21 protein-coding genes are annotated in these 24,146 nt (G+C 69.9%); 10 read left to right on the top strand and 11 right to left on the bottom strand.

The genetic code is table 11. The features are described from left to right. The first annotated feature begins 460 nt into the window (after positions 1-460). The 6 genes from ICC28_RS20735 (at position 461) to pknB (ending at position 8,640) form a co-directional block, all read left to right on the top strand. Complete coding sequence (locus ICC28_RS20735; RefSeq protein WP_188290130.1) at positions 461-1,327, top strand: FhaA domain-containing protein; 867 nt, start codon at positions 461-463, stop codon at positions 1,325-1,327. Between the two features lie 10 nt (positions 1,328-1,337). Then, positions 1,338-1,853, top strand: coding sequence for an FHA domain-containing protein (locus ICC28_RS20730; RefSeq protein WP_188290129.1), 516 nt, complete (start codon positions 1,338-1,340; stop codon positions 1,851-1,853). Between the two features lie 128 nt (positions 1,854-1,981). After that, positions 1,982-3,523, top strand: coding sequence for a Stp1/IreP family PP2C-type Ser/Thr phosphatase (locus ICC28_RS20725; RefSeq protein ID WP_223189159.1), 1,542 nt, complete (start codon positions 1,982-1,984; stop codon positions 3,521-3,523). Positions 3,524-3,550: 27 nt separating this feature from the next. Then, a complete protein-coding gene (locus tag ICC28_RS20720) occupies positions 3,551-5,002 on the top strand; it encodes an FtsW/RodA/SpoVE family cell cycle protein (RefSeq protein WP_188290128.1) in 1,452 nt (483 codons plus the stop codon). Beyond that, positions 4,999-6,474 (top strand): peptidoglycan D,D-transpeptidase FtsI family protein, encoded by a 1,476-nt coding sequence (locus ICC28_RS20715; RefSeq protein WP_188290127.1) that lies wholly within the window; start codon positions 4,999-5,001, stop codon positions 6,472-6,474. Before ICC28_RS20720 ends, ICC28_RS20715 begins: the two co-directional genes overlap by 4 nt. Before the next feature lie 171 nt (positions 6,475-6,645). After that, the gene (pknB, locus tag ICC28_RS20710; protein WP_188290126.1) at positions 6,646-8,640 is read left to right on the top strand and encodes a Stk1 family PASTA domain-containing Ser/Thr kinase; all 1,995 of its coding nucleotides are present in this window, start codon (positions 6,646-6,648) and stop codon (positions 8,638-8,640) included. Between the two features lie 96 nt (positions 8,641-8,736). Here pknB and ICC28_RS20705 read toward each other — a convergent pair whose 3' ends face one another. The 6 genes from ICC28_RS20705 to ICC28_RS20680 are packed head-to-tail and all read right to left on the bottom strand — an operon-like array spanning position 8,737 to position 12,868. Beyond that, complete coding sequence (locus tag ICC28_RS20705) at positions 8,737-9,480, bottom strand: class E sortase (protein ID WP_188290125.1); 744 nt, start codon at positions 9,478-9,480, stop codon at positions 8,737-8,739. Positions 9,481-9,493: 13 nt separating this feature from the next. Beyond that, entirely contained in the window at positions 9,494-10,540 is a 1,047-nt protein-coding gene (locus ICC28_RS20700) for a class E sortase (protein WP_188290124.1), read from the bottom strand. Beyond that, complete coding sequence (locus ICC28_RS20695; RefSeq protein WP_188290123.1) at positions 10,537-11,175, bottom strand: aminodeoxychorismate/anthranilate synthase component II; 639 nt, start codon at positions 11,173-11,175, stop codon at positions 10,537-10,539. Before ICC28_RS20695 ends, ICC28_RS20700 begins: the two co-directional genes overlap by 4 nt. Beyond that, positions 11,172-11,369, bottom strand: a complete 198-nt coding sequence (locus ICC28_RS20690) for a hypothetical protein (RefSeq protein WP_188290211.1) — start codon at positions 11,367-11,369, stop codon at positions 11,172-11,174. Before ICC28_RS20690 ends, ICC28_RS20695 begins: the two co-directional genes overlap by 4 nt. A 16-nt stretch (positions 11,370-11,385) precedes the next feature. Next, on the bottom strand, positions 11,386-12,072 hold the full coding sequence (locus ICC28_RS20685; RefSeq protein ID WP_188290122.1) for a class E sortase: 687 nt from the start codon (positions 12,070-12,072) through the stop codon (positions 11,386-11,388). Between the two features lie 16 nt (positions 12,073-12,088). Beyond that, a complete protein-coding gene (locus ICC28_RS20680) occupies positions 12,089-12,868 on the bottom strand; it encodes a DUF881 domain-containing protein (RefSeq protein ID WP_188290121.1) in 780 nt (259 codons plus the stop codon). Between the two features lie 141 nt (positions 12,869-13,009). On the opposite strand from ICC28_RS20680, the gene crgA reads away from it, so the two are divergent. After that, positions 13,010-13,264, top strand: a complete 255-nt coding sequence (crgA, locus tag ICC28_RS20675; RefSeq protein ID WP_188290120.1) for a cell division protein CrgA — start codon at positions 13,010-13,012, stop codon at positions 13,262-13,264. A 255-nt stretch (positions 13,265-13,519) separates the two neighbouring features. Here crgA and ICC28_RS20670 read toward each other — a convergent pair whose 3' ends face one another. Together ICC28_RS20670 and ICC28_RS20665 are read right to left on the bottom strand one after the other, a co-directional pair. Beyond that, on the bottom strand, positions 13,520-14,404 hold the full coding sequence (locus ICC28_RS20670) for a rhomboid family intramembrane serine protease (RefSeq protein WP_188290119.1): 885 nt from the start codon (positions 14,402-14,404) through the stop codon (positions 13,520-13,522). Positions 14,405-14,515: 111 nt separating this feature from the next. Next, a complete protein-coding gene (locus tag ICC28_RS20665) occupies positions 14,516-15,049 on the bottom strand; it encodes a peptidylprolyl isomerase (RefSeq protein WP_188290118.1) in 534 nt (177 codons plus the stop codon). Between the two features lie 256 nt (positions 15,050-15,305). Between ICC28_RS20665 and ICC28_RS20660 the strand changes: the two genes are divergently transcribed. The 3 genes from ICC28_RS20660 to ICC28_RS20650 all read left to right on the top strand — a co-directional run bounded on the left by ICC28_RS20660 (position 15,306) and on the right by ICC28_RS20650 (position 19,265). Beyond that, on the top strand, positions 15,306-16,007 hold the full coding sequence (locus ICC28_RS20660) for a DUF5324 family protein (protein ID WP_188290117.1): 702 nt from the start codon (positions 15,306-15,308) through the stop codon (positions 16,005-16,007). Between the two features lie 151 nt (positions 16,008-16,158). Next, on the top strand, positions 16,159-18,612 hold the full coding sequence (locus tag ICC28_RS20655; protein ID WP_223189158.1) for an ATP-binding protein: 2,454 nt from the start codon (positions 16,159-16,161) through the stop codon (positions 18,610-18,612). Further along, complete coding sequence (locus tag ICC28_RS20650; RefSeq protein ID WP_188290116.1) at positions 18,609-19,265, top strand: response regulator transcription factor; 657 nt, start codon at positions 18,609-18,611, stop codon at positions 19,263-19,265. Before ICC28_RS20655 ends, ICC28_RS20650 begins: the two co-directional genes overlap by 4 nt. A 238-nt stretch (positions 19,266-19,503) precedes the next feature. Here the strand turns inward: ICC28_RS20650 and ICC28_RS20645 are convergent, their stop codons facing one another. The 3 genes from ICC28_RS20645 to ICC28_RS20635 form a co-directional block, all read right to left on the bottom strand. After that, a complete protein-coding gene (locus ICC28_RS20645) occupies positions 19,504-20,055 on the bottom strand; it encodes a Uma2 family endonuclease (protein WP_188290115.1) in 552 nt (183 codons plus the stop codon). Positions 20,056-20,322: 267 nt separating this feature from the next. Further along, on the bottom strand, positions 20,323-23,571 hold the full coding sequence (locus ICC28_RS20640; protein ID WP_188290114.1) for a tetratricopeptide repeat protein: 3,249 nt from the start codon (positions 23,569-23,571) through the stop codon (positions 20,323-20,325). Further along, on the bottom strand, positions 23,568-24,062 hold the full coding sequence (locus ICC28_RS20635) for a hypothetical protein (protein WP_188290113.1): 495 nt from the start codon (positions 24,060-24,062) through the stop codon (positions 23,568-23,570). Before ICC28_RS20635 ends, ICC28_RS20640 begins: the two co-directional genes overlap by 4 nt. Between the last annotated feature and the right edge of the window lie 84 nt (positions 24,063-24,146).

Genomic DNA, 24,146 nt, shown 5'->3' with positions numbered 1-24,146 from the left:
GACACGCAGAACATTAGCACGCTGGAGGGGGTGGATTCACATCCCTTCCCCGCGGGCGGCCGCCCACCTGCACCGCAGCCCACCGGCGCACCACCCGTCGGCCGCTCCCGTGCCCGCCGTCACGTGTCCGTCGCGTATCAAGGCGTATCTGTTCGTATCTGTTCACGTATCAACCTCGTACCGGTCCGGCCCGTCTGCCCAGGAGCCGGACCGGGTCCACAGTCAGGTGCGGGACACTGGTCTCCGGCCGCCTCTACGATCCTTGGCAGGACGACGTCCGAGAAGAGTTCGAAGGGGAGCCCGACAGGGAACTTCGTCAGGCGTCGACACCTGTCGACCGGGCTGACAGGGGGAACCAGCCGATTCACGGGCGCGTGGATACGATCAGTAAGCAGTACCAGGCAAGGCAGCACCCGCAAGGCGGGAAGCAGGACGGAAGCAGCTACGGAGGAGGTGCCCCATGGGAGTCCTGAAGAAGTTCGAGCAGCGTCTCGAAGGTCTGGTCAACGGCACCTTCGCCAAGGTGTTCAAGTCCGAGGTGCAGCCGGTGGAGATCGCGGGAGCGCTCCAGCGCGAGTGCGACAACAACGCGACCATCTGGAACCGCGACCGCACGGTCGTCCCCAATGACTTCATCGTGGAGCTCAGCGCGCCCGACTTCGAGCGCCTGAGCCCCTACTCCGGGCAGCTCGGCGACGAGCTCGCCGGCATGGTCCGCGACTACGCCAAGCAGCAGCGCTACACCTTCATGGGCCCCATCAAGGTCCACCTGGAGAAGGCCGACGACCTCGACACCGGCCTGTACCGGGTGCGCAGCCGCACACTGGCCGGCTCCACCAGCCAGCAGGGCGGCCCGCAGGCCCCCGCCGCCCCGGCCCCCGGCCGTCCCGGCGGCTACGGCTACCCGCCCGCCGCCGCTCCCCCCGCACCCGCGGGAGCCCCGCCCATGCCGGCCGCGCCGCCCCCGGGCGGCGCCCGCCCCGGCGGTTACGGCTACCCGCAGCCCGCGGGCGGCCAGCGGCCCCCGGCCCCCGTGGCCGGCGGCCGGACCCGCTACTGGATCGAGATCAACGGCACCCGCCATCAGATCTCCCGCGCGACGCTGGTGCTGGGCCGCAGCACCGAGGCCGACGTGCGGATCGACGACCCCGGCGTCTCCCGCCGGCACTGCGAGATCCGGACCGGAACGCCCTCGACGATCCAGGATCTCGGGTCCACCAACGGCATCGTGGTGGACGGGCAGCACACCACCCGCGCTACGCTCCGCGACGGCTCGCGGATCGTCGTGGGCAGCACCACCGTTATCTATAGGCAAGCCGAAGGGTGAAGCGGGGGCAATGTCAGAGCTGACCCTCACGGTCATGCGGCTGGGTTTCCTGGCCGTCCTGTGGCTGTTCGTGATCGTGGCCGTGCAGGTCATCCGCAGCGACCTGTTCGGTACGCGCGTCACCCAGCGCGGGTCGCGACGTGACTCCGGCCGGCCGCAGCAGGCGGCCCGCCAGGCGGCGCCGCCGCAGCAGCGCCAGCAGGCCGGCGGCGGGGGCCGCCAGCGCCGTAACGCCCCCACCAAGCTCGTGGTCTCCGAGGGAACCCTCACCGGCACCACGGTCGCGCTCCAGGGCCAGACCGTCACCCTGGGGCGGGCGCACGACAGCACCATCGTGCTGGACGACGACTACGCCTCCAGCCGCCATGCCAGGATCTACCCGGACCGCGACGGTCAGTGGATCGTCGAGGACCTGGGCTCCACGAACGGCACGTACCTCGACCGAACGCGGCTGACGACCCCGACGCCGATTCCGCTGGGCGCGCCGATCCGCATCGGCAAGACCGTCATCGAGCTGCGGAAGTAGTGCTACATCATGAATAGGCGCGAGCGGAGCGAGCACGCGGCGTGGGCCCCCACGACGGGCCCCGGCGCGCTCCCGACCGGAGGGTGGGCACCGTGCGGATGTACCCGGAGCCGACGGGCGAGGTGCGCATGAGTCTGTCACTGCGCTTCGCCGCCGGATCGCACAAAGGCATGATCCGGGAGGGCAACGAGGACTCGGGATACGCCGGCCCCCGCCTGCTCGCCATCGCCGACGGCATGGGCGGCGCGGCCGCGGGCGAGGTCGCCTCCTCCGAGGCGATCTCCACGATCGTCGCCCTCGACGACGACGTTCCCGGCTCCGACATCCTCACCTCGCTCGGCACCGCCGTGCAGCGTGCCAACGACCAGCTGCGCTCGATGGTCGAGGAGGACCCCCAGCTGGAGGGCATGGGCACCACGCTCACCGCCCTGCTGTGGACCGGCCAGCGCCTGGGCCTGGTGCACGTCGGCGACTCGCGCGCGTATCTGCTGCGCGACGGCGTCCTGACGCAGATCACCCAGGACCACACCTGGGTGCAGCGCCTGGTGGACGAGGGCCGCATCACCGAGGAGGAGGCCACCACCCATCCGCAGCGCTCCCTGCTGATGCGCGCGCTGGGCAGTGGCGACCATGTCGAGCCCGACCTCTCCATCCGTGAGGTCCGTGCCGGCGACCGTTACCTGATCTGCTCCGACGGCCTCTCCGGCGTCGTGTCCCACCAGACCCTGGAGGACACCCTCGCCAGCTACCAGGGCCCCCAGGAGACCGTGCAGGACCTCATCCAGCTCGCGCTGCGCGGCGGCGGACCCGACAACATCACGGTGATCGTCGCGGACGTCCTCGACCTGGACACCGGCGACACCCTCGCCGGGCAGCTCTCCGACACCCCGGTCGTGGTCGGCGCGGTCGCCGAGAACCAGCACCAGCTGCACGACAACGGCATCATGCAGACCCCGGCCGGCCGCGCCTCCGGGCTCGGCCGCCAGGTGCCCGGACAGGGCGGCGGGGGCGGCGAGTTCGGCCCGCCCGGCTCCGGCGACGTCACCGGCTTCATCTCCACCGACGGCTTCGGCGGCTACGGCGACGACGACTTCGTCAAGCCCGGCAAGGGCCGCAAGTGGCTGAAGAGATCCCTGTACTCCGCACTCGCGCTCGCCGTGATCGGCGGCGGTCTGTACGGCGGCTGGCGCTGGACGCAGACGCAGTACTACGTCGGCGTCAACGGCGAGAACGTCGCCCTGTACCGCGGCATCAGCCAGGACCTGGCCTGGGTCTCGCTCTCGAAGGTGGAGAAGAACCACCCCGAGATCGAACTCAAGTACCTCCCGCCCTACCAGCAGGAGGCCGTCAGGGCGACGATCACCGAGGGCGGCCTGAAGAACGCCGAGGCGAAGATCGAGGAACTGGCCGTGCAGGCCAGCGCGTGCAAGAAGCAGGCCGACCGGCAGGCGGCCGAGAGCGAGCAGAACTCCAGGACCGGCGAGGGCGAGGCCGGAGGCACCACGGGAACCACCCGTACCTCCTTCACGTCCAAGGCGTCACCGACACCGACCCCGTCGGGTTCGCCGTCGACCTCCCCGTCCCCGTCCACCACCGCACCCACTCCCACTCCCGGACCCACCCTCTCGGAGGAAGAGCAGAAGGTCGTCTCGAAGTGCGGTACGCAGTAGGCAAGCCGTGAGAGGCCCTGTCACACGATGAGCAGTACTCCCAACACGTCGACGCACCACACGTCCACGATCGGCGCCATCGGCGCGCCGAGCCGGCGCAACACCGAGCTCGCGCTGCTGGCGTTCGCCGTCGTCATCCCGGTGTTCGCCTACGCCAACGTCGGTCTGGCGCTCAACGACGAGGTGCCCACCGGCCTGCTCGGCTACGGCCTGGGCCTCGCCCTGCTGGCCGGCGTCGGCCATCTCGTCGTACGGAAGTTCGCGCCGTACGCGGACCCGCTGATGCTGCCGCTGGCAACCCTGCTGAACGGGCTCGGTCTGGTCGTCATCTGGCGCCTCGACCAGTCCGAGAAGCTCCAGGCGAGCCGCACCTACGTGGAGGCGGCGCCGCGCCAGCTGCTGTACTCGGCGATGGGCGTGGCCCTGCTGGTGGGCGTGCTGCTGCTCCTCAAGGACCACCGCGTCCTGCAGCGCTACACCTACATCTCGATGGCCGCGGCCCTGCTGCTGCTCGTGATGCCGCTGATTCCCGGCCTCAGCGCCCCCACCTACGGCGCCAAGATCTGGATCAAGATTCCCGGCCTCGGCACGCTCCAGCCCGGTGAGTTCGCGAAGATCGCCCTCGCGGTCTTCTTCGCGGGCTATCTCATGGTGAAGAGAGACGCCCTGGCCCTGGCCAGCCGCCGCTTCATGGGCCTGTACCTGCCGCGCGGCCGCGACCTCGGTCCGATCCTCGTGATCTGGGTGATGTCGATCCTCATCCTGGTCTTCGAGACCGACCTCGGAACGTCCCTGCTGTTCTTCGGGATGTTCGTCATCATGCTGTACGTCGCCACCGAGCGGACCAGCTGGATCGTCTTCGGTCTGCTGATGTCCGCGGTCGGCGCCGTCGGCGTGGCGAGCTTCGAGCCGCACATCCAGACGCGTGTGCAGGCCTGGCTCGACCCGATGCGCGAGTACACGCTCAGCCGGGAGGGCGTCCAGGACGGCATCGTCCACTCCGAGCAGGCCATGCAGGCCCTGTGGGCCTTCGGCTCCGGCGGCACCCTCGGCACCGGCCTCGGGCAGGGCAACTCCGACCTCATCGGCTTCGCCGCCAACTCCGACTTCATCCTGGCCACCTTCGGCGAGGAGCTGGGCCTGGCGGGCGTCATGGCGATCCTGCTGCTCTACGGGCTGATCATCGAGCGCGGCATCCGCACCTCGCTCGCGGCCCGCGACCCGTTCGGCAAGCTGCTGGCCGTCGGCCTGTCCGGTGCCTTCGCCCTCCAGGTGTTCGTCGTGGCCGGCGGTGTCATGGGCCTCATCCCGCTGACCGGTATGACGCTGCCGTTCGTCGCCTACGGCGGTTCGTCCGTCATCGCCAACTGGGCCCTGATCGGCATCCTGCTGCGCATCAGCGACACCGCTCGCCGCCCGGCGCCCGCGCCCGCACCCAACCCCGACGCCGAGATGACCCAGGTGGTCCGACCGTCATGAACAAGCCTCTGCGCCGAATCGCCGTCTTCTGCGGACTCCTGATCCTCGCCCTGCTCCTCCGCAACAACTACCTGCAGTACGTCAAGGCCGACGACCTGGCGGACGACACCGAGAACCGCCGCGTCAACATCGCGCGCTACTCCACGCCGCGCGGCGACATCATCGTCGACGGCAAGGCCATCACCGGATCCGTCGAGAGCGAGTCCGGCGACTACAAGTACAAGCGCACCTGGACCAACGGCCCCATGTGGGCCCCGGTCACCGGCTACTCCTCGCAGGCCTTCGGCGCCAACCAGCTGGAGAAGCTGGAGGACGGCATCCTCACCGGCACCGACGACCGGCTCTTCTTCCGCAACACGCTCGACATGCTCACGGGCAAGGAGAAGGAGGGCGGCAGCGTCGTCACCACCCTCAACGGCGCCGCCCAGAAGGCCGCGTTCGAGGGTCTCGGCGACAAGAAGGGCGCCGTCGCCGCGATCGAGCCGTCCACCGGCAAGATCCTGGCGCTCGTCTCCACCCCGTCCTACGACCCGTCGAAGTTCGCCGGGAACTCCAACAAGGACGCGGAGGCCTGGAACGCCGTACAGAAGAAGAACAACCCCGACGACCCGATGCTGAACCGGGCGCTGCGCGAGGTCTACCCGCCGGGCTCCACCTTCAAGGTGGTCACCGCGGCCGCGGCCCTGGAGAACGGCGAGGTCTCCGGCATCGACGAGGCCACCAAGACGCCGGACCCGTACCCGCTGCCCCTGACCGACGGTTCGAAGCCGCTCACCAACCAGCACGGCGAGTGCAAGAACGCCACCCTGAAGTACGCGCTCATGGTGTCCTGCAACACCGTCTTCGCGAAGCTGGCCGACAACATCGGCAACGAGAAGATGATCGAGCAGGCGGAGAAGTTCGGGTTCAACAACCCCGAGCTGGACACCCCGGTCCGCGCCGCGGAGAGCATCTACCCCGAGGACAATCGCCCGCAGAACGCCATGGACGGCATCGGCCAGGCCTCCAACCGGGCCACTCCGCTCCAGATGGCCATGGTCACCGCCGCCATCGCCAACGACGGCAAGCTGATGAAGCCGTACATGGTCGACCAGCTCACCTCGAACCTCGACCCGATCGCGACGACCGACCCGGAGGAGCTGTCGCAGGCGGTCTCCGGGGAGACCGCGCAGAAGCTCCAGAAGATGATGGAGGCCGTGGTCAACGAGCCGCAGGGCACCGGCTCCAGCGCGCGGATCGACGGCGCCACGGTCGGCGGCAAGACCGGTACCGCCCAGCACGGTCTCAACAACAGCGAGAAGCCGTACGCCTGGTTCATCTCCTACGCCAAGCTGTCCGACGGCAGTGCCCCGGTGGCCGTGGCGGTGGTGGTCGAGGACGGCGCCGCCAACCGTGACGACATCAGCGGTGGCGGTCTCGCCGGACCGATCGCAAGGGACGTGATGAAGGCAGTCATCGACAGCAAGAAGTGACCCCGATCACGTCGCCCTCACATCGGTGCACGTTGCGATACCGGTCCTGTATCGGCTGACGGGCTTGGCCAGGTCACACAAAGCGATCCGGGTACGGTAGGCCCGGACGGCAGCCTCCGAACCGTACGAGCGTGCGGGTCGGGACCGACGGAGAGGGCTGGTAGGTAGCTTATGGAAGAGCCGCGTCGCCTCGGCGGCCGGTACGAGCTGGGCCAGGTGCTCGGTCGTGGTGGCATGGCGGAGGTCTACCTCGCGCATGACACCCGCCTCGGCCGCACCGTGGCGGTGAAGACGCTGCGCGCCGACCTCGCGCGCGACCCGTCCTTCCAGGCCCGGTTCCGCCGGGAGGCCCAGTCGGCCGCCTCGCTCAACCATCCCGCGATCGTGGCGGTCTACGACACGGGCGAGGACTACATCGACAACGTGTCGATCCCGTACATCGTCATGGAGTACGTCGACGGCTCCACCCTCCGTGAACTGCTGCACTCCGGCCGCAAGCTGCTGCCGGAGCGCGCCATGGAGATGACGATCGGCATCCTCCAGGCCCTGGAGTACTCGCACCGCAACCAGATCGTCCACCGCGACATCAAGCCGGCCAACGTCATGCTGACGCGCAACGGCCAGGTCAAGGTCATGGACTTCGGTATCGCCCGCGCGATGGGCGACTCCGGCATGACGATGACGCAGACGTCGGCGGTCATCGGCACGGCGCAGTACCTGTCGCCGGAGCAGGCCAAGGGCGAGCAGGTGGACGCGCGGTCCGACCTGTACTCGACCGGCTGTCTGCTGTACGAGCTGCTGACGGTCCGTCCGCCGTTCGTCGGCGACTCCCCGGTCGCGGTCGCCTACCAGCACGTCCGCGAGGAGGCGCAGCCCCCGTCGGTCTTCGACCCCGAGATCACGCCCGAGATGGACGCCATCGTCCTGAAGGCGCTGGTCAAGGACCCGAACTACCGCTACCAGTCGGCCGACGAGATGCGCCTGGACATCGAGGCCTGCCTCGACGGCCAGCCGGTCGCGGCCACCGCGGCGATGGGCTCGGTCGGCTACGGCGGCTACCCCGACGACCAGGCGACGACGGCCCTGCGCTCCACGGACGGCGGCGCCACGTCGATGCTGCCGCCCATGAACCCGGACGACGGCGGCTTCGGCTACGACGACCGCCCCGACCGCCGCCGCCAGAAGAAGTCGAGCACCTCGACGATCCTGCTGGCCGTCGCCGCGGTCCTGGTGCTCGTCGGCGCGATCCTGATCGGCAAGTGGATCTTCAGCGGGAACGGGGTCGCCAACGACACCACGCAGGCGCCCGCCCTGGTGGGCCTCACGCTGGCCGACGCCAAACAGCTGGCGGAGAACGCGGAACTCAAGCTGGAGTCCACGGAGAAACCCTGCGAGGACCAGCCCAAGGGCAAGATCTGCTCGCAGACCCCGACCGCCGGCACCGACGTCAAGAAGGAGTCCACCATCGAGGTGGTGGTCTCGACCGGGGCGCCGAAGGTGGCGGTGCCGAGTGTGCTCGGCGACGACTTCGAGGACGCCAAGGCCGAGCTCGAGGGCGACAAGTACCAGTTCGTCGTCAAGAAGGTGGAGAAGGTGTCGACGGAGCGGGAGGGCACCGTCACGGCACAGGACCCCGAGCTCGGCGAGGAGGTCGAGAAGGGCTCCACCATCACCCTCACCGTCGCCAAGGCCCAGGAACAGGTCACGATGCCCGATGTGGTGGGCCAGACCTGCGACGCGGCCAAGGCCCAGATCGGCGACGACCTGACCGCCCAGTGCACCGAGGTGGACAACCAGGACCCGAACCTGTCCGGCAAGGTCGTCTCGACCACGCCGTCGGCCGGCCAGCAGGTCGACAAGGGCTCCACGGTGACCCTGAACATCGGCAAGCAGGTCGAGAAGGAGAAGGTGCAGGTCCCGGACGTCCGGAACAGGACGGTGGGAGAGGCCAAGCAGATCCTGGCTCAGGCCGGCTTCACCAACATCGTCTTCAACGGCGACGGCAGCGACAACGCCTTCGTACGGGACCAGGACCCGAAGGGCGGCAAGCAGGTCGACGACCCCGCCAGTACGCAGATCACCCTGACCACGCTGAGCTTCGGCAACGGCAACGGTGGTGGTGGCGGCGATGACGGCGGCGGCCTCTTCGGCGGCGTGAACGGCTGATCCGGCCGACACGGAACGGCGACGGCCCCGGCTTCCTCCGCAGGGAGGCGCCGGGGCCGTCGGTTCTTCTCCGCCGAGCTCGTCGAGGGACCTCGGTCAGCCGCGCAGTTCCTTCGGCGGCGTCCGCTGCTCGTCCACCTTCTCCACCCGCTCCAGCTCGCCCCACACGATGTAGCGGTACCGGGAGGTGTACTTCGGGGTGCAGGTCGTGAGGGTGATGTAGCGGCCCGCCTTCGTCTTCCCCGACTCCTCGGGGATCGCGCCGAGGACCTTGACGTTGTACTTCGACGTCTCGGGGAGGGTGGCGTAGACCTTGTAGACGTACCACTTGTCCTTCGTCTCGAAGACGATCGGGTCGCCCTTGTCCAGTTTGTCGATGTTGTGGAACTTCGCGCCGTGGCCGTCGCGGTGGGCGGCGAGGGAGAAGTTGCCCTTCTTGCCGGAGGTGGGCAGGGTCGCCTTGACCGGCCCGGTGTAGTAGCCGGCGACGGCGTCGTTGAGGACCTTCGGCGAGGTGCCCTTCTCGACCAGGATCTCGTCCTCGGTCATCGCGGGGACGTGCAGGAAGCCGATGCCGTTCTTGGAGTCGTAGGCGACCGGGCCGCCCTTCTCCTCCTGGGCCCAGCTGTCGCGGACCTTGTCGCCCTGCTGGTCGGCCTTGCGGTCGGCGATGACGTTCGTCCACCACAGGGAGTACACGACGAACAGGCCCAGGACCAGGCCGGTCGTGATGAGGAGTTCACCGAAGACGCTGATCGCCGCCGCGATCCGGCCGGTGCCCCGGCGGCGCGGGGAGGCGGGGGTGCCCGTCAGCTCTTGCTGCTCGGTGGTGGCTGCCACTGTTCATCTGCCCTTACTGGACGAGCGCATCCGGCTTGCCCTTGTTGCGCGGCCGTTCCTCGACCATCTTGCCCCACACGATCATCCGGTACTTGCTGGTGAACTCCGGCGTGCACGTGGTGAGGGTGATGTACCGGCCCGGCTCGGTGAAGCCGGAGTCCTTGGGAACGGGGTCCAGCACGCTCACGTTGCTCGGTGGCGTCACCGGCAGGATCGACGCCATCTTGTAGACGTAGTAGTCGTCCTGGGTCTCCACGACGATCGGATCGCCCGGCTGGAGCTTGTTGATGTACCGGAACGGCTCGCCGTGCGTGTTCCGGTGGCCGGCGAGACCGAAGTTGCCGGTCTTGTCCTGCGGCATGGCCGTCTTCAGGGCGCCCTCGGCGTAGTGGCCGACCATGCCCCGGTCGAGCACCTTCTTGTTGCTGATGCCCTCGGCGATGGGCACGACGACGTCGAGCTTGGGGATGTGCAGGATGGCGAAGCCCTGGCCCGGCTGGAAGGTCCCCGGGCTGCGCTCGCCGCTCTCCCACTCCTGCTGGAGGTTGTTCTTCTCCTTGTTCGCCTGCGCGTGCGCGCGGACGTTGGTCCACCACAGCTGGTAGCTCACGAACAGCAGCATCAGCACGCCAGTGGTGATGAACACCTCGCCGATCGCCCGGCTGACGAGCACGCCCAGGCTCGGTTTGCGGGCCCGGGCCCGGCGCCGGGCCTCCACCCGGGACAGCGGTCTGCCGTCCGGCTGCTGCGCTTCCTCGGGCTCGGGTGCGCCGCCATGACGCCCGCCGCGCCGCCTGGCGGCCTTTCTGCGGGCCGCACGGCCGCCGGGGGCGGCGTGGGGTCCCGGGGGCGCCGACGGGGCCGTAGCGGCGGATATGGACTCAGTGGGTATGCGGAGTGCCACCGTCTCGTCGTCGGCGGGCGGTATCCAGGGTTCACCGGCGGGCGCGTCGCCGTCGTAGGCCGCGCTGTCGTACCACTCCCCGAGCGCGCCGGAGTGCTCGTACGGCCGCTCTCCGTACGAGGCACCGGACTCGCGCTCGGGGCGCAGCTGGGTCACGCCGTTGCCCTGCCCACCACCGGGGCGAGCCCCGCCGACCTCGCCACGGCACCCTGGTCGCCGCACTCCACCAGCCAGTTCGCCAGCATCCGGTGGCCGTGCTCGGTCAGCACCGACTCCGGATGGAACTGCACGCCCTCGACCGGGAGTTCCCGGTGGCGCAGGCCCATGACGATGCCGTCGTGGGTGCGGGCGGTGACCTCCAGCTCGGCCGGTACGGTCTCCGGCTCGGCGGCCAGCGAGTGGTAGCGGGTCGCCGTGAAGGGGGAGGGCAGGCCCGCGAAGACACCACGGCCCGTGTGCTCGACGAGCGAGGTCTTGCCGTGCAGCAGCTCCGGCGCCCGGTCCACGACACCGCCGTACGCCACCTGCATCGACTGCATCCCCAGGCAGACGCCGAAGACGGGGACGCCGGTGGCGGCGCAGTGGCGGACCATCTCGATGCAGACCCCGGCTTCTTCGGGCTTGCCCGGGCCCGGGGAGAGCAGGACGCCGTCGAAGCCGTCCTGGGCGTGCGCCGTCGACACCTCGTCGTTGCGCAGCACCTCGCACTCGGCGCCCAGCTGGTACAGGTACTGGACCAGGTTGAAGACGAAGCTGTCGTAGTTGTCGACGACCAGAATGCGCGCGCTCACTCGCTGTCCACCGTCACATCACCGAAGGGAAGAAGGGGTTCGGCCCACGGAAACACGTACTGGAAGAGGAGGTAGACGACGGCCACGACCAGCATGAGTGAGAGCAGGGCCTTCACCCACGCGTTTCCCGGCAGATGCCGCCAGATCCAGCCGTACATGCCGTCCCTTCCGTAGCGCCACGGCACCAGACTCACGCCGTACCGCACCAGACTAACGGCGCAGGGCCGCAGGTTTCCCGGCCTCGACCGGCTGTGTGGCATCCAAGTGCGCCCACACGATGAGCCGGTGGCTGTGGCCCCACTCCGGATCGCAGGTGGTGAGGGTCAGGTAGCGGCCCTCGCGGGTGTATCCCGACTTGCGAGGGACGGGATCGACGACTCCGACATCGCTGGGCACGGTCTTGTAGGGGCCCTTGTCGATCCGGTACGTGAACCAGGTCGTGCCGTCCGTCAGCACCACCGCGTCCCCGGCCCGCAGCCTGGGGAAGTCCTTGAACGGGTCGCCGTAGGTGCGCCGGTGCCCCGCGACGGAGAAGTTGCCCTTCTGGCCGAGCTGCGCGGTCCTCGCGTAGTGCCCCAGCCCCTTCTTGAGCGTGCCGGTCGCGGTGCCTTCGAGCACCGGCTTGTTCCACGTGAAACCAAGCCGCGGGATGTACATGATCGCGAACGGTTCGCCGCTCCTGTACGCCGCCGGCTTCGGCGGGCCGGTGGAGGAGGCGCCGCTCGGGGTGGGCCGTACGCTCTCCCGCGCCCACTGCTCCTCGAGCCGGTCGATCTGGTCGTCCATGACGTTCTCGGCCTTCACGCCGGTCCAGAACAACACGTAGACGACGAAGAGGACGATCACGGCGCCGACGGTGATGCACAGCTCGCTGACGGTCCTGACGACTACACGCACCGGCCGCTCCTGGGGCTCACTCCACGGGCTGGGCGTACTGCAGATCCACTGTGCCCGAGTAGCCGGGCAGAGTCACCGTCCCGTCCTCGGTGACTTTCCAGCCGAGGCCGTAGACATTCACGTAGACCATGTAGTTCTGGATCGCCGGGCTCGCCGAGAGCGCCTGCTGGAGCTTGTCCGGGTCGCCGACGGCCGTGATCGTGTACGGCGGGGAGTAGACGCGGCCCTGCAGGATCAGGGTGTTGCCCACGCAGCGCACGGCGCTGGTGGAGATCAGCCGCTGGTCCATCACCTTGATGCCCTTCGCCCCGCCCTCCCACAGCGCGTTCACCACGGCCTGGAGGTCCTGCTGGTGGATCACCAGGTAGTCGGGCTGCGGCTCGGGATAGCCGGGCAGCTTGGCGGTGGCATCGGGCGGAGCGTCGTTCAGCGTGACCGTGATGGCGTCGCCGGTCAGCTTCTGGGTCCCCGCCTTCTTCTCCAACGCCGCGAGCTTCTCGTCCTCGGCCTTGGTACTGCCGTCCCCGCGCGCGGCCAGCGACTCGACGTCGTCGCGCAGGGCGGCGTTGGACTCCTCCCGCTGGCCGTTCTCCAGGCTGCGCTCGTGGATGAGGTCCGACAGCTTCAGCAAGGAGTCGTCCGTGCGGATATTGGTGCCCTTGGCCGTATTGAAACTGGTGAAGAAGATGAGCCCCGCGAGGGCGAAGACGCCCACGGTGAGCACGCGCACGGGCCGAAAGCGGCGCCCGCGGACAGGACTGGATCCCGACGGGGGAGAGTCGGCAGAATTGCTCAACGTACCCTTATCTCCTTCAACGCCACGGAAGCACTACGCTAACGGACGCCCGGGGGAGCACTCAGTGTCCCCTTGTACGCTGCCCCGAGCCAGCCACAGTTCCCTGCGCGGCCACGCAGCGCATCGACAGGAGAGACCCTCGTGCCGAAGTCACGTATCCGCAAGAAGGCCGACTACACGCCGCCGCCGGCGAAGCAGGCGACCGCCATCAAGCTGACCAACCGCAGCTGGGTCGCCCCCGTCATGCTGGCCATGTTCGTCCTCGGACTGGCCTGGATCGTCGTGTTCTACGTGACGGACGGCTCGCTGCCCATTGACGCGCTGGGCAACTGGAACATCGTGGTGGGCTTCGGCTTCATCGCCGCCGGATTCGGTGTCTCCACGCAGTGGAAGTGACGGCCACGGGCCGGTGGACTTAGCTCTCCCCAGGGCTATCCACTGAGTTATCCACAGCGGTTTTCCACATGGGGAAAAGAAAGACGATCTGTGGATAACTCATCGGCGGTTGACGCTGGTGTGACGGAACGACCGGCAATCGAAAACATGTTCGTCCCCTGTCTGACCTGCGGAAACTCAGGTCGGTGACAGGGGGCACAGCTGTTCCCGCACGGTGTGCACAAGATCCGCCACCCGCTGTGGACAACTGCCTGCTCAGGTGAGCTGCGTGGTCCTCACCAGGATGAGGACGACGAGCACCGCCAGCACCAGCGCACAGGTGCCGTACTGGACCAGCGTCCGCCGCTCCCGCGGGGCGTGGACCATTCCGTAGCCGATCACGACGCCGGCCACCAGGCCGCCGATGTGCGCCTGCCAGGAGATGCCGCTCCAGCTGAAGGTGAAGATCAGGTTGATCACCAGCAGGGCGATGATCGGGCGCATGTCGTAGTTGAGGCGGCGCATCAGGACGGCGGTGGCGCCGAAGAGGCCGAAGATGGCGCCGGAGGCACCGAGGGTGGCCGTCGTGGGGGACGCCAGCAGATAGGCGAGGGTGCTGCCCGCCAGGCCGGAGACGAAGTAGAGCGCGAGGTACCGGGCGCGGCCGAGGGCCGCCTCCAGGGGGCCGCCGAGCCACCAGAGGCTGAGCATGTTGAAGGCGATGTGCCAGATCTCCTGGTGCGTGAACATCGAGGTCACCAGGCGGTACCACTCGCCGCTCGCGACGCCCTGGACGGGCGTGAAGGGGGCGGGCGGCCAGGCGCCGAGCAGGACCAGGTCGTTCAGCAGGGACGACTCGGCCCGCACGGCGACGAACACCATGACGTTGATCCCGATCAGGATCTTGGTGACGAGGTGGGGGTCGGCCGTGACGGTGCCGCCGGCCAGGGTGCGCGGGGTGGAGGCGCCGGGCGCGTGTCCGGTGCCGGAGCCGGACCGGACGCAGTCGGGGCACTGGAACCCGACGGAGGCGCTGACCATGCACTCGGGGCAGATCGAGCGCTCGCAGCGGGTGCAGCGGATACCGGTCTCGCGGTCCGGGTGGCGGTAGCAGCCGGGCAGGCCCTGCGCCTGGTGCGAGCTGTCTGGCGCCTGGTCCATGAGATCCCCTAAGTCGTCGTCCTGCATGCACTCGCCCCGCTCATCCTTACGGACGGGCGGGGCGATTGGTTCCCCTCGGGCACCGCCCCGGGGCGGCCGGCGGCCGCGGTGTCAGTGCTCGCGGGTCTCGACGACGACCGACTCGATGACGACGTCGCTGTCCGGGCGGTTGGTGTGCGGGTTGGTCTGGCACGCCGCGATGGCGTCCACCACCTTCTGACCGGCCGGACTGACGACCTCGCCGAAGATCGTGTGCTTGCGGTTCAGGTGCACGGCCGGGGCGACGGTGATGAAGAACTGCGAGCCGTTGGTGCCCGGGCCGGCGTTGGCCATGGCCAGCAGGTACGGCCTGTCGAAGCGCAGGTCCGGGTGGAACTCGTCCTCGAACTCGTAGCCGGGGCCGCCGATGCCGGTGCCCAGCGGGTCGCCCCCCTGGATCATGAAGCCGGCGATGACCCGGTGGAAGACCGTGCCGTCATAGAGCGGCTTGACGGACTTCTCGCCGGTCACGGGGCTGGTCCACTCACGCCGACCCTCGGCGAGCTCGACGAAGTTCCGGACGGTTTTGGGGGCGTGGTTCGGCAGAAGCCGGAGTTCGATGTCGCCGTGGTTGGTCTTCAGGGTGGCGTAGAGCTGCTCGGCCACGGTCTGCCTTCCGTTGTCTTCGGTCTTCTGTCACCTGGTGACGCCACGATCCTTGCAGAAATCCGGTCGAGTGACTCCGGGCCGGGCGCGCGCGGCGACGATCCGTGGCATTGTCGACGGCAAGGTCTCGTTGTCCCGTATTCATCTGTGTGTGACCCGGATGCCCGCCCTCACATGCTCCTGCGTTCATTCGAAGGCATGATCCGTAAAAGGGTGGAAAGTCGAAATACCGTACGCCACCGAGGAGGAGGATCCCGTGACCCGCATCGACAGCGTGCGCGCCGCGACCGGCTCGGCGAAGGACAGCGTGCTGCACGCCGCGGAAGTGGTGGCGCCCTACGCCGACACCGCCAAGGACAGGGCCGCGCACTACGCGCACGAAGCACGCGTACGACTCGCGCCGAAGGTATCGGTCGCCGCCGAGCAGGCCCGCGCGCAGTACGGCGCCCATGTCGCGCCGCGTCTGGAGCAGGCCCGCACGCATGTGCCGCCGAAGATCGACCATGCCGCCCACGAGGCTGCCGTCCGTACCCGCCTAGCTGCCCGGCAGGCGGCCGACTATTCGAAGCCGCGGCTGGAACATGCCGTAGCCGCGGCGGGGCCAGTCAAGGACGAGGCCGCCGCGCGCAGTGCCGCCGCGCTGGCCGCGCTGCGCGGGCAGGTCTCGCCCAAGGAGATCCACAAGCTGATCCGCAGGCACGAGCGGCGTGCACGCGCCGGTCGGCTCGCGAAGGGGCTCGCGGTGCTGGGCATCCTGGCGGGCGGGGCCTTCGCCGCCTGGAAGTGGTGGGACAAGCAGGCCAACCCGGACTGGTTGGTCGAGCCGCCCGCCGCGACGGAGGTACCCGAGACGAGCCGCCTGGCCTCGGTGGACGGCAGCGGTCAGTCCGTTCTCGACCCGGAGGTCCAGGCGAAGGAGGCCGAGGAGGAGGCAGCCGACCGCGACGAGCACCGGTGACGAGCACCGGTGAGGTGCGCCGCCCGTTGGTGTTTCACGTGAAACACCAACGGGCGGCGGAAATCAGGTGAACGAAGACGGCCTGGGGTGTGCCGATCGTTCGCCCCGCATCCGCGGCTGACTCGTTCGTCGGTCAATTACCCTCAGCCTCATGGGGCTTGGGGGGCACGGGGTGGGGCTCAAGGCGCATTCGGTGCGGCCCGGGGGGCTCGGAGGGCTCGGGGCGGAGCAGGGGAGCAGCGAGCGCCTGCTGACCCGGACCGTGGAGCGTTACGGGGTGTGGCTCAGATCCGCCGTGGTCTGCCTGTGCGGTGCGCTGGGCCTCGTTCTGGCGGAGGGTTCGGAAGTCCCCCTGGCGACGGCCCTGTTGGTGCCCGCTCTCCTCGCCTGCGGGGTACGCCTCTACTCGCTGCGCCGCCCCCTCCCGCCCGCGCTGCTGTGGCCGTTGGACGCGGCCGTGGTGCTGCTGACGGGGCTGTCCCAGCCGGTGCTCGGCGGTGAGGACGCGAACGTGCTGGTGGAGGCGGTCGTGGGCATCAGCCTCATCGCCTTCCAGTTCGAGTGGGCGACGCGCCCCGTGGCCGGGGCCGCCCTGACCGTGTGGGGGGTCGCCGCCTGCGCGCTGGGCGACCTCCTCGCCTCGCCCGGACACGGCATCGACGTGATCCCCCTGGTGCGCATGCTGATCCAGGTGGGCCTGTCGAGGGCCGGCTACCTCATCGTCCGGGCGCGGGCCAGGGCTGCCGACCGGTCGGCGGCGAACAGGGCGGCCCTGCGCCGGGAGGCCGAAATCGCCGCCGTACGCCGGGCGACCGAGCGCGAGTACCTGGCCACCCTGCACGACACGGCGAGCGCCACGCTGCTGATGGTCTCCCAGGGCGACGGCCGGGACTGGTCGTGGCTGCCGCCGCGGGCCCGGAAGGATCTGGAGGCGCTCTCCGCGATGCCCGGGTTCGAGACGGGGAGCGTCGACCTCGCGGCGCTGCTCCGCTGCGTACCCGAGGGCGAGGGGCAGGCCAGGGTGCAGCTCAAGACGTTCGTCGACGGCCCGCTCACGATCCCGTCCGGGCCCGGGCTCGCGATCTTCAACGGGGTCCGGGAGGCCGTCACCAATGTGGCTCGCCATGCCGGGGTGCGGGAAGCGGAGCTCAGGGCATGGACGGAGGGGGACGCCACCGTCGTGGAACTGTCCGACGTGGGGCGGGGCTTCGACCCGGAGTCCGTCCCCGCGCGGCGGCGGGGCATCTCCGGGTCCGTCATCGGCAGGATGCACGCGGTCGGCGGCACCGCCTCCGTCACCTCCCGCCCGGGCACCGGGACCCGCGTGCAGTGGCGCTGGCAGGACCGGGCCCAGGCGTCACGGCCAGGGGACGAGGCGCAGACGGCCGACGCACCGCGCCCGCCCCGCGTCCAGGCGCAGCACCTGGCCGTCGTCCGCCTGATCCGCGGACAGCTCCTGCACGGGGCGCAGCAGGTCGCGCTGCTGATCTGCCTGGTGTGGCAGTTCACCATCTCGCTGCGCCGGCTCGTCGTCCACCAGGACGTCTACCACCACGCCTGGGCACAGACAGCCGCCTTCGTCTGTCTCGCCGCCGTCGCGGCGGCCGGGGGCGCCTATCTGCTGCGGGGCAGGAAGATCCCGCCGAGGGTGCGCGCGGGGAGCCTGGCCGCGGTGCTCACCGCCTCGGCGGTGTGCGCGTTCACGCTCCCGCCGCAGCAGTCGACGGGGCCGGCGGACTGGGCGTTCGGAGTGGTCGGCTGGCATGCGCTGTTCCTGCTGGCGGACCTGCGGGTCCGGGTGTACGCGGTGTTCCTCGGGGCGCACATCGCGCTCAACGCGACCGCCGTGGTCCTGTCGGGGATGCCGACCGCCGCCGAGGCGGCCGTCCTGGGGATCTCCACGATCGGCAGCTGCGGCCTCCAGTTCTCCGTCGGCGTACTGATGACGCACCTGCAGCACGGCACGGCACCGGCGGCGGGGTCGGCGGCGGCGCGGGAGGAGGAACTGCGGACCCGGGAGCGTCTCCACGAGCACCTGCAGAGCGATCACAAGGAGCGGTACCGCGCGCTGACGGCGACGACCGTGCCGCTGCTCGTGGGCCTCGGCCACGGTGCGCTGAGCCCGCACGACGAGGAGGTCAGGCGGCGCTGCGGGGTGGAGGCCGCCCGGATGCGCCGCCTGTTCGCCGAGGGCGACGCTGTCGCCGACCCGCTGCTGAACGAGTTGCGGGCCTGTGTCGAGGTGGCCGAGCACCAGGGGGTGAAGGTGAGCCTGGCCGTACGCGGCCGGCCGGGCGAGGCGCCGGTGGCGGTACGCAGGCAGCTGATCGACCCGGTGGCGGTGACGCTGGGCCGTACCCGCTCGACGGCGCGCGTGACCGTCGTATGGACCCCCCGCAGCGTCCGTGTGAGCGTCGTCGGCGTGGACTGCGCCGACAGCCGCACCCCGGGAGAGACCGACCACCCGCCCCCGGGAGAGACCGACCACCCGCACGACCGCGCCACCGGCTCGTATGTGTCCGTGGTGAGAACAGTTCGCGGCGAAAGCGTGTGGGCGGAGGCCAGTTGGAGCAGATCGGCAGCCCCGGGAGTTGACGTGTCATGAACAGCGAAGCACCGGTCAGCGTGGTCGTCATCGACGATCATCCCGCCATCCTCGCGGGCGTGGAAATGTGGTACGGCGCATCACCGCGGCCCATCACCGTGATCGCGTCCGGCTGCTCCGCACGGGAGGCCTGGACCGCGCCGGGCAGCACCGCCGACGTGGTCGTCCTGGACCTGCAACTCGGCGAGGCCGGCACCGCCTTCGGCGATCTGCGACGCCTTGTCGACGCCGGGCGACAGGTGGTCGTCTACACGATGCGGGACGACGAGAAGACCGCGCTCACCTGCCTGGACCTGGGAGCGGCGACCTTCCTGACCAAGAGCGAGGGCCAGGAGCACCTGGTCGAGGCGACGCTGGCCGCGGCCGACGAACGCCCCTACATGCCGCCGGCCCTCGCCGGCGCGCTCGGCACCAACGCCCGCGCCGACCGCCCCCAGCTCTCCGCGCGCGAGGAGAACGTCCTCATCGAGTGGTTCCAGTGCGAGTCCAAGGAACTCGTCGCCCAGCGCCTCGGCATCTCCGTCCGCACGGTCAACTCCTACCTGGACCGTGTACGCATCAAGTACGCCAACCTCGGCCGCCCCGCCCGCACCAAGGCCAGCCTGGTCGCCCGCGCCATCCAGGACGGCCTGGTGGACGTGGACGACCTCTGAGCCGGCCGCTGAAGCTGACTCCATCGTGCCGAACACGTAGGAAATCAAAGACACCCCTCCGGCCTCGTTTCCGCAGGTCAGAGGGGTGTACATGGGTGGAGCGCAGGGGGGGTCGAACCCGAGAGGGCGACGCTTCTCACCTGCGGTTCTCCGGAGAGCCGGGACAAAGACCCTGTTTCCACCCCGCCCATAAGGAAGTTTGCAGCAACCGTCCGGTGCCGCCTGCGGACCGGCACGATCAACGGGTACCGGTCTCCGGTTCGGGCCGGGGCAGCTCGTCCAGGTCGAGAGTGAAGGTCCGCCCGTCGGCCAGCTCGATGGGGAGCTTGCCCGCGCCGTACTTGTGTGTGCGCGCGGTGATGTAGCCGGTCCCGGTGGGCTCGGTGTGGACGACGACCTCCCCGGCGTACGGGTCCACGACCAGGTAGACCGGGATGCCGTAGCGGCCGTACTTGGCGGTGCAGTCGTCGTAGTCCTTGCGCGCAGAGGAGACCGACACCACCTCCGCGATCAGCAGGACGTCCTCGAAGCTGTAGCGCTTGCCCTGCTTCTGCGCGTCCTCGCGCAGAATCGCCAGGTCGGGGGCGGAGTTCTCGTCGGCCGGGAAGTCCAGGTACACGTCGGACGTCACCTTCGCGCGACGCCCCAGAGCGAGCGTGTCGATCTGCATCGAGCGGATCGTGCTGGAGTGCTCCTCGCTCTGCGGGGTCATGATCACCTTCCCGTCGACACCGAAGAAGACTGTGTATCCCTCGGGGAACTCGGTGTGCATGATCGCGTCAACGCTCATCAGCGGATCCTTCCCGTCGCCTCCCAGAATACGATCGACACACAGGTGGGCGACCGCGTCGGGCCCACGGCCGCTGCCCTCCCGGCCATGCGCTACCTGTGCCGCATCGCACCCGGTGTTCCACGGCCGCCGGACTCGCGAACCGCCACTGGTGGACTGGATCTCGCGGCGCCGAGGGATACAACCGCGCAGGTGTACCAACCGCCCACCCACATTGATCCAGTGTCGCCGTGTGTCCCCAGTCCCTGAGCACGGCACACCCACCGGTCACCGCTCGACCTCGGAAGACTGCTTGCGCCACAGCCGACGCCCGATGCCGTGGACTCCGCTCAGCAGCGCCAGCGACAGCAGTACGGTCACCAGGCGTGAGGCGAACGGCACGCCGGGCACCGTCAACAGGTGTGCCGACATCAGGAACACCGCCGTCAGCAGCACCCGAGTTGGGGCGCGGCGGTCGACCACCGTGCGGTACCGCAGGCTCTCCGCCCGGGCCGGGTTCTTCCGTGCCGTACCGGGGAAGAGCCGCAACCGGAGCCATTCCAGCCAGCCGCGCCACCCGGCCGTCCCGGTGGCGATCCTCGCCAGCTGCAGACAGGACAGTGCCGTCTTCTTCCGGTCGCGGTCCCCCAGGGACCGGAAGCGGACGGTGGCGCGGGCGTATGCGGTGACTCTCTCGTGTGGGCGGTCGACGCGTTCAAGCGCGTGCCCCAGCCAGAGCAGCGCCTCACCCTCGTCCGAGGCCGCCTCCTTGTCCCCGGCTGCGGTGAGTTCGCCGAGCCCGGCCACGGCCTGCGTGAGGATGTCCACCGCTTCCGCGTAGCGCCCCTCCTTGACCAGCGCCCTGCCGAGGAACAGCAGGAGGGAGGCCGCACCCTCGCCCCGCGCGCGGTACAGCTCCACAGCCCGCTGCAGGGGTTCGACGGCCTCGGCCCAACGCCGCTCCTCAAACAGCTTCAGTCCGAGCAGAGCGAGCGTGGAGGCGAGCCGGGGCTCGCCGACCTCCTCGTACACGGCGGCGGCCAGCCTCCGCGCTTCGAGACACCGTTCCACATCCCCCAGTTCGTCCAGTGCATCGGCCAGCGTGTTGAGCGCGTCGCCCTCGCGGAGCCGGTCTCCGCATGCGCGGAACAGTTCCAGCGCCTCCTGCGCGGATTCCATGGCCTCGTCCGGCCGTCCGGTGGTGTGGAGCAGGTGGCTGATGAAGAAGAGCGCCTCCGCTTCACGCCGTACGTCGGCGGCGTCGCGTGCGACGTCTCGCGCGGCACGCTGCGCTTCGAACGCCTCGTCGATACGGTCGAGGTCCGCCAGGATCACGCCCATGGCGTGCAGGGCGCGGCTCTCCTGCTGGGCATCGCCGGCCACGCGGGCGACTTCCCGGGCCTGTTCGACGATGTCCAGGGCCGCGGTGCTCCGTTGCTGCTCGCGCAGCAACGTGGCCAAGCCGTGCAGGGCATTGGCCTCCCCGCGGCCGTGTCCGATCTCCCGGAAGAGGGCGATGGACTCGGCGTACGCGGTTTCGGCCCTCACGTGGAGGCCCGATTCGGCCAGCGCGTTGGCAAGGTTGCTGAGAGTGACGGCCTGGCCCTCGCGGTCTCCGGCGGCGCGCTGCGCGGCGAGGGCCGCGTCGTGGGAGGCGATCGCGTCGTCGAAGCGTCCCATGGCCCGAAGTGTCGAGCCGTAACGGCGCAGCAGGTGGGGGTCGTCGTCCGTGGCGCCGGAACGCCGGTACGCAGCCCGGGCAGCGGCGTGCGCCTCCATGGCTTCGTCGTGCCGGTGCAGGTCCTGCAACGCGCCGGCGGCCGCGCTGAGGGCATGGGCCTCGCCGCCGGGGTCCTCCAGCTCTCGGCAGAGCTCCGCCACGCGGAACAGCACGCCCGCTGCCTCCTCGGGCCGGTTAGCGGCGTGCAAGGCGTTGCCGAAAACGTCCAGGGCGTTGGCCAGCAGATCCGGGTCGCCGTCCTTCTCCGCGGTGTCGACGGCCGCCGTCGCGACCCGGAGCCAGCTCTCCGAGTCATGCCGCAGGTCGAGGTAGCTGGACAATGCCACGGCTATGCCGACGCACAGCAGGGGCTCCTCGCTGTACTCGGCCAGCCAGACCGTGGTGACGAGGTTGTCACGCTCCTCGTCGAGCCAGGCCAGGGCCGCCTGGGGGCTGTCGAAGCGCGGGGTGGCCCCGGGCGTGGCGGTGGGCGCCCAGGAAGCAGTCGCCAGCGTCGCCAAAAAAGGGGAGACGCCCTGCGAGGTCAGGCGGGAATGGGCCTCCGACGCGGTCCACAGGTAGTGCCGGGTCAGCCGCGGCAGCGACTGCCGGTCGTTGTGTGACGCGCGCTCCGCCACGCGGCGTTCGTCCGCGTATTGGGCGATCAGGTCGTGCATGCTCCACCGGTCGCCGTCCGAGCCGGTGTTGCGGAGCAGGTTGGCCCGCGCCAGCGCGCGCAGCAGCCGCCTTGTCTCCTCCTCGGTGGCGTCCAGGGCGCGGGCCGCCGCCTCGGTGGAAATGCTGTCGTAGACGGAAAGCCACAGCAGCCGGACCGCCCGGGCCTGGTCGGCGGGCAGCATGGCGTACGAGAGGTCGATGGCGCCTCGTACGCCCCAGGATTCGCGTTCCAGACCGTCCAACGGGCGGACGGCCTCCCTCAGTTCACCGGCGAAGGAGGCGAGGGTGCGCTCCGGGGTGTCGGCCAGCAGGGCGGCGACGATCTGCAGGGCCAGGGGCAGATGCCCGCAGAGCTCGGCGATCCGGGCGGCCTCCTCGGGCTCATCCTCCACGCGCCCGTATTCCGGTCCCCTCTTGCGGGCCAGCTCCTCCCGGAGGAGGTCCAGCGATGCCTCGGAGGTCAGGGGCTCCAGGTCGTTCAGGGCAACGTTGCTCAGGTCCGAGAGGGTATGGCGGGAGGTGACGAGGACCGGGACGCGCGGGTCCCCGGGCAGAAGCGGCAGGACCTCGTCGGCGGATGCGGCGTTGTCGACGACGACGAGGACGCGACGGTTCCGGTCGGCGTACGCGGTCAGCGCCGACCGGTAGATGCGGGCAAGGTCCTGCACGTCGTCGGGGAGATGGTCGGCGGACACCCCGAGCGAGGCGAGGAAGGAGCGCAGCACCCGGTGGGTCGTCAGGAAGCCGTCGGCTTCCGACGAGCGGTAGCCCTGCAGGTCGACGAAGAGCACCCCGCCCGGGAACCAGCCCTCCTCGCGGCAGGCCCGGTCCGCGGCCTGCAGGACGAGTTCGGTCTTGCCGACGCCGGGCAGCCCGGAGACGGCAACCACCACGGCGTCGCCCCGCTCCGGTCGCGGGGCCAGGGCGGCCATGAGCCGTTCCAGCGCGTCGGCGCGCCCGGCGAAGGTCCCGGAGCGGGGCGGCAGGCCGTTCATCGCCGGGGTGATGGCACGCGGCAGGTGCAGGGTGATGTTCTCGCCGAGGATCACCGGGGCGAGATAGGTGCCGCCGCTGATCTCGTAGTGGGCGCCGGCACTTCGCCCGACGGCGGCATCGATGCCGTCGGGCCGCTGCGTCATCGTACGGGCCCTGCCGGTGCCGGTCCGGGGTCCGTACCGTCGTCACCTTCCCCTTCCTGCGGGGAGTGCGTGCGGTCTCGCGCGCCTTCGGAAGAGGACGACGCCGGGCCGATGTTGAAGGTCGTGCCGTGGATGGTCTCGGCGATCTGGACCGGTGAATTGAACGTTCCGCCGCTGATCTCGAAGTGGTTGCGCGCGCCGGGGCGTTCCTGCTGCGACTCGGCGACGAGCTCCCGGAGTTCCGCGGCAACGACCTCCCGCTCGTCGTCCGGCAGCGAGCTGAGCAGCATTTCGAAGCGTTCCTGCCAGGCACGTCCATGGCCTGCTCGCAACGCGCCGATCTCCTCCGCGTCCGCATCGGCCAGTTCGGCAGCCGTACGGTCCAGCCGGGACAAGGTGCGCCGCTCCGCTTCAACGCCGCCGCGTCCGACAAGCCGCGCCAGCCTGCCCCGGAGCTGCGTCCACGCATCCGTACCGGCCGCCTGCACCACCGCGGTGCCTCCCGCAGCCGCCAGTGCCACCAAGGCTTCCGACATGCTCTCCCCCTTCTGCCCGGGTACTCGCCTCTGCTGATC

The organism is Streptomyces sp. TRM68416, assembly GCF_014596915.1.
Taxonomy (GTDB): Bacteria; Actinomycetota; Actinomycetes; order Streptomycetales; family Streptomycetaceae; genus Streptomyces.
The sequence above is the reverse complement of the archived record's forward strand: the minus strand, read 5'-3'. Positions and strand labels throughout refer to the sequence as shown.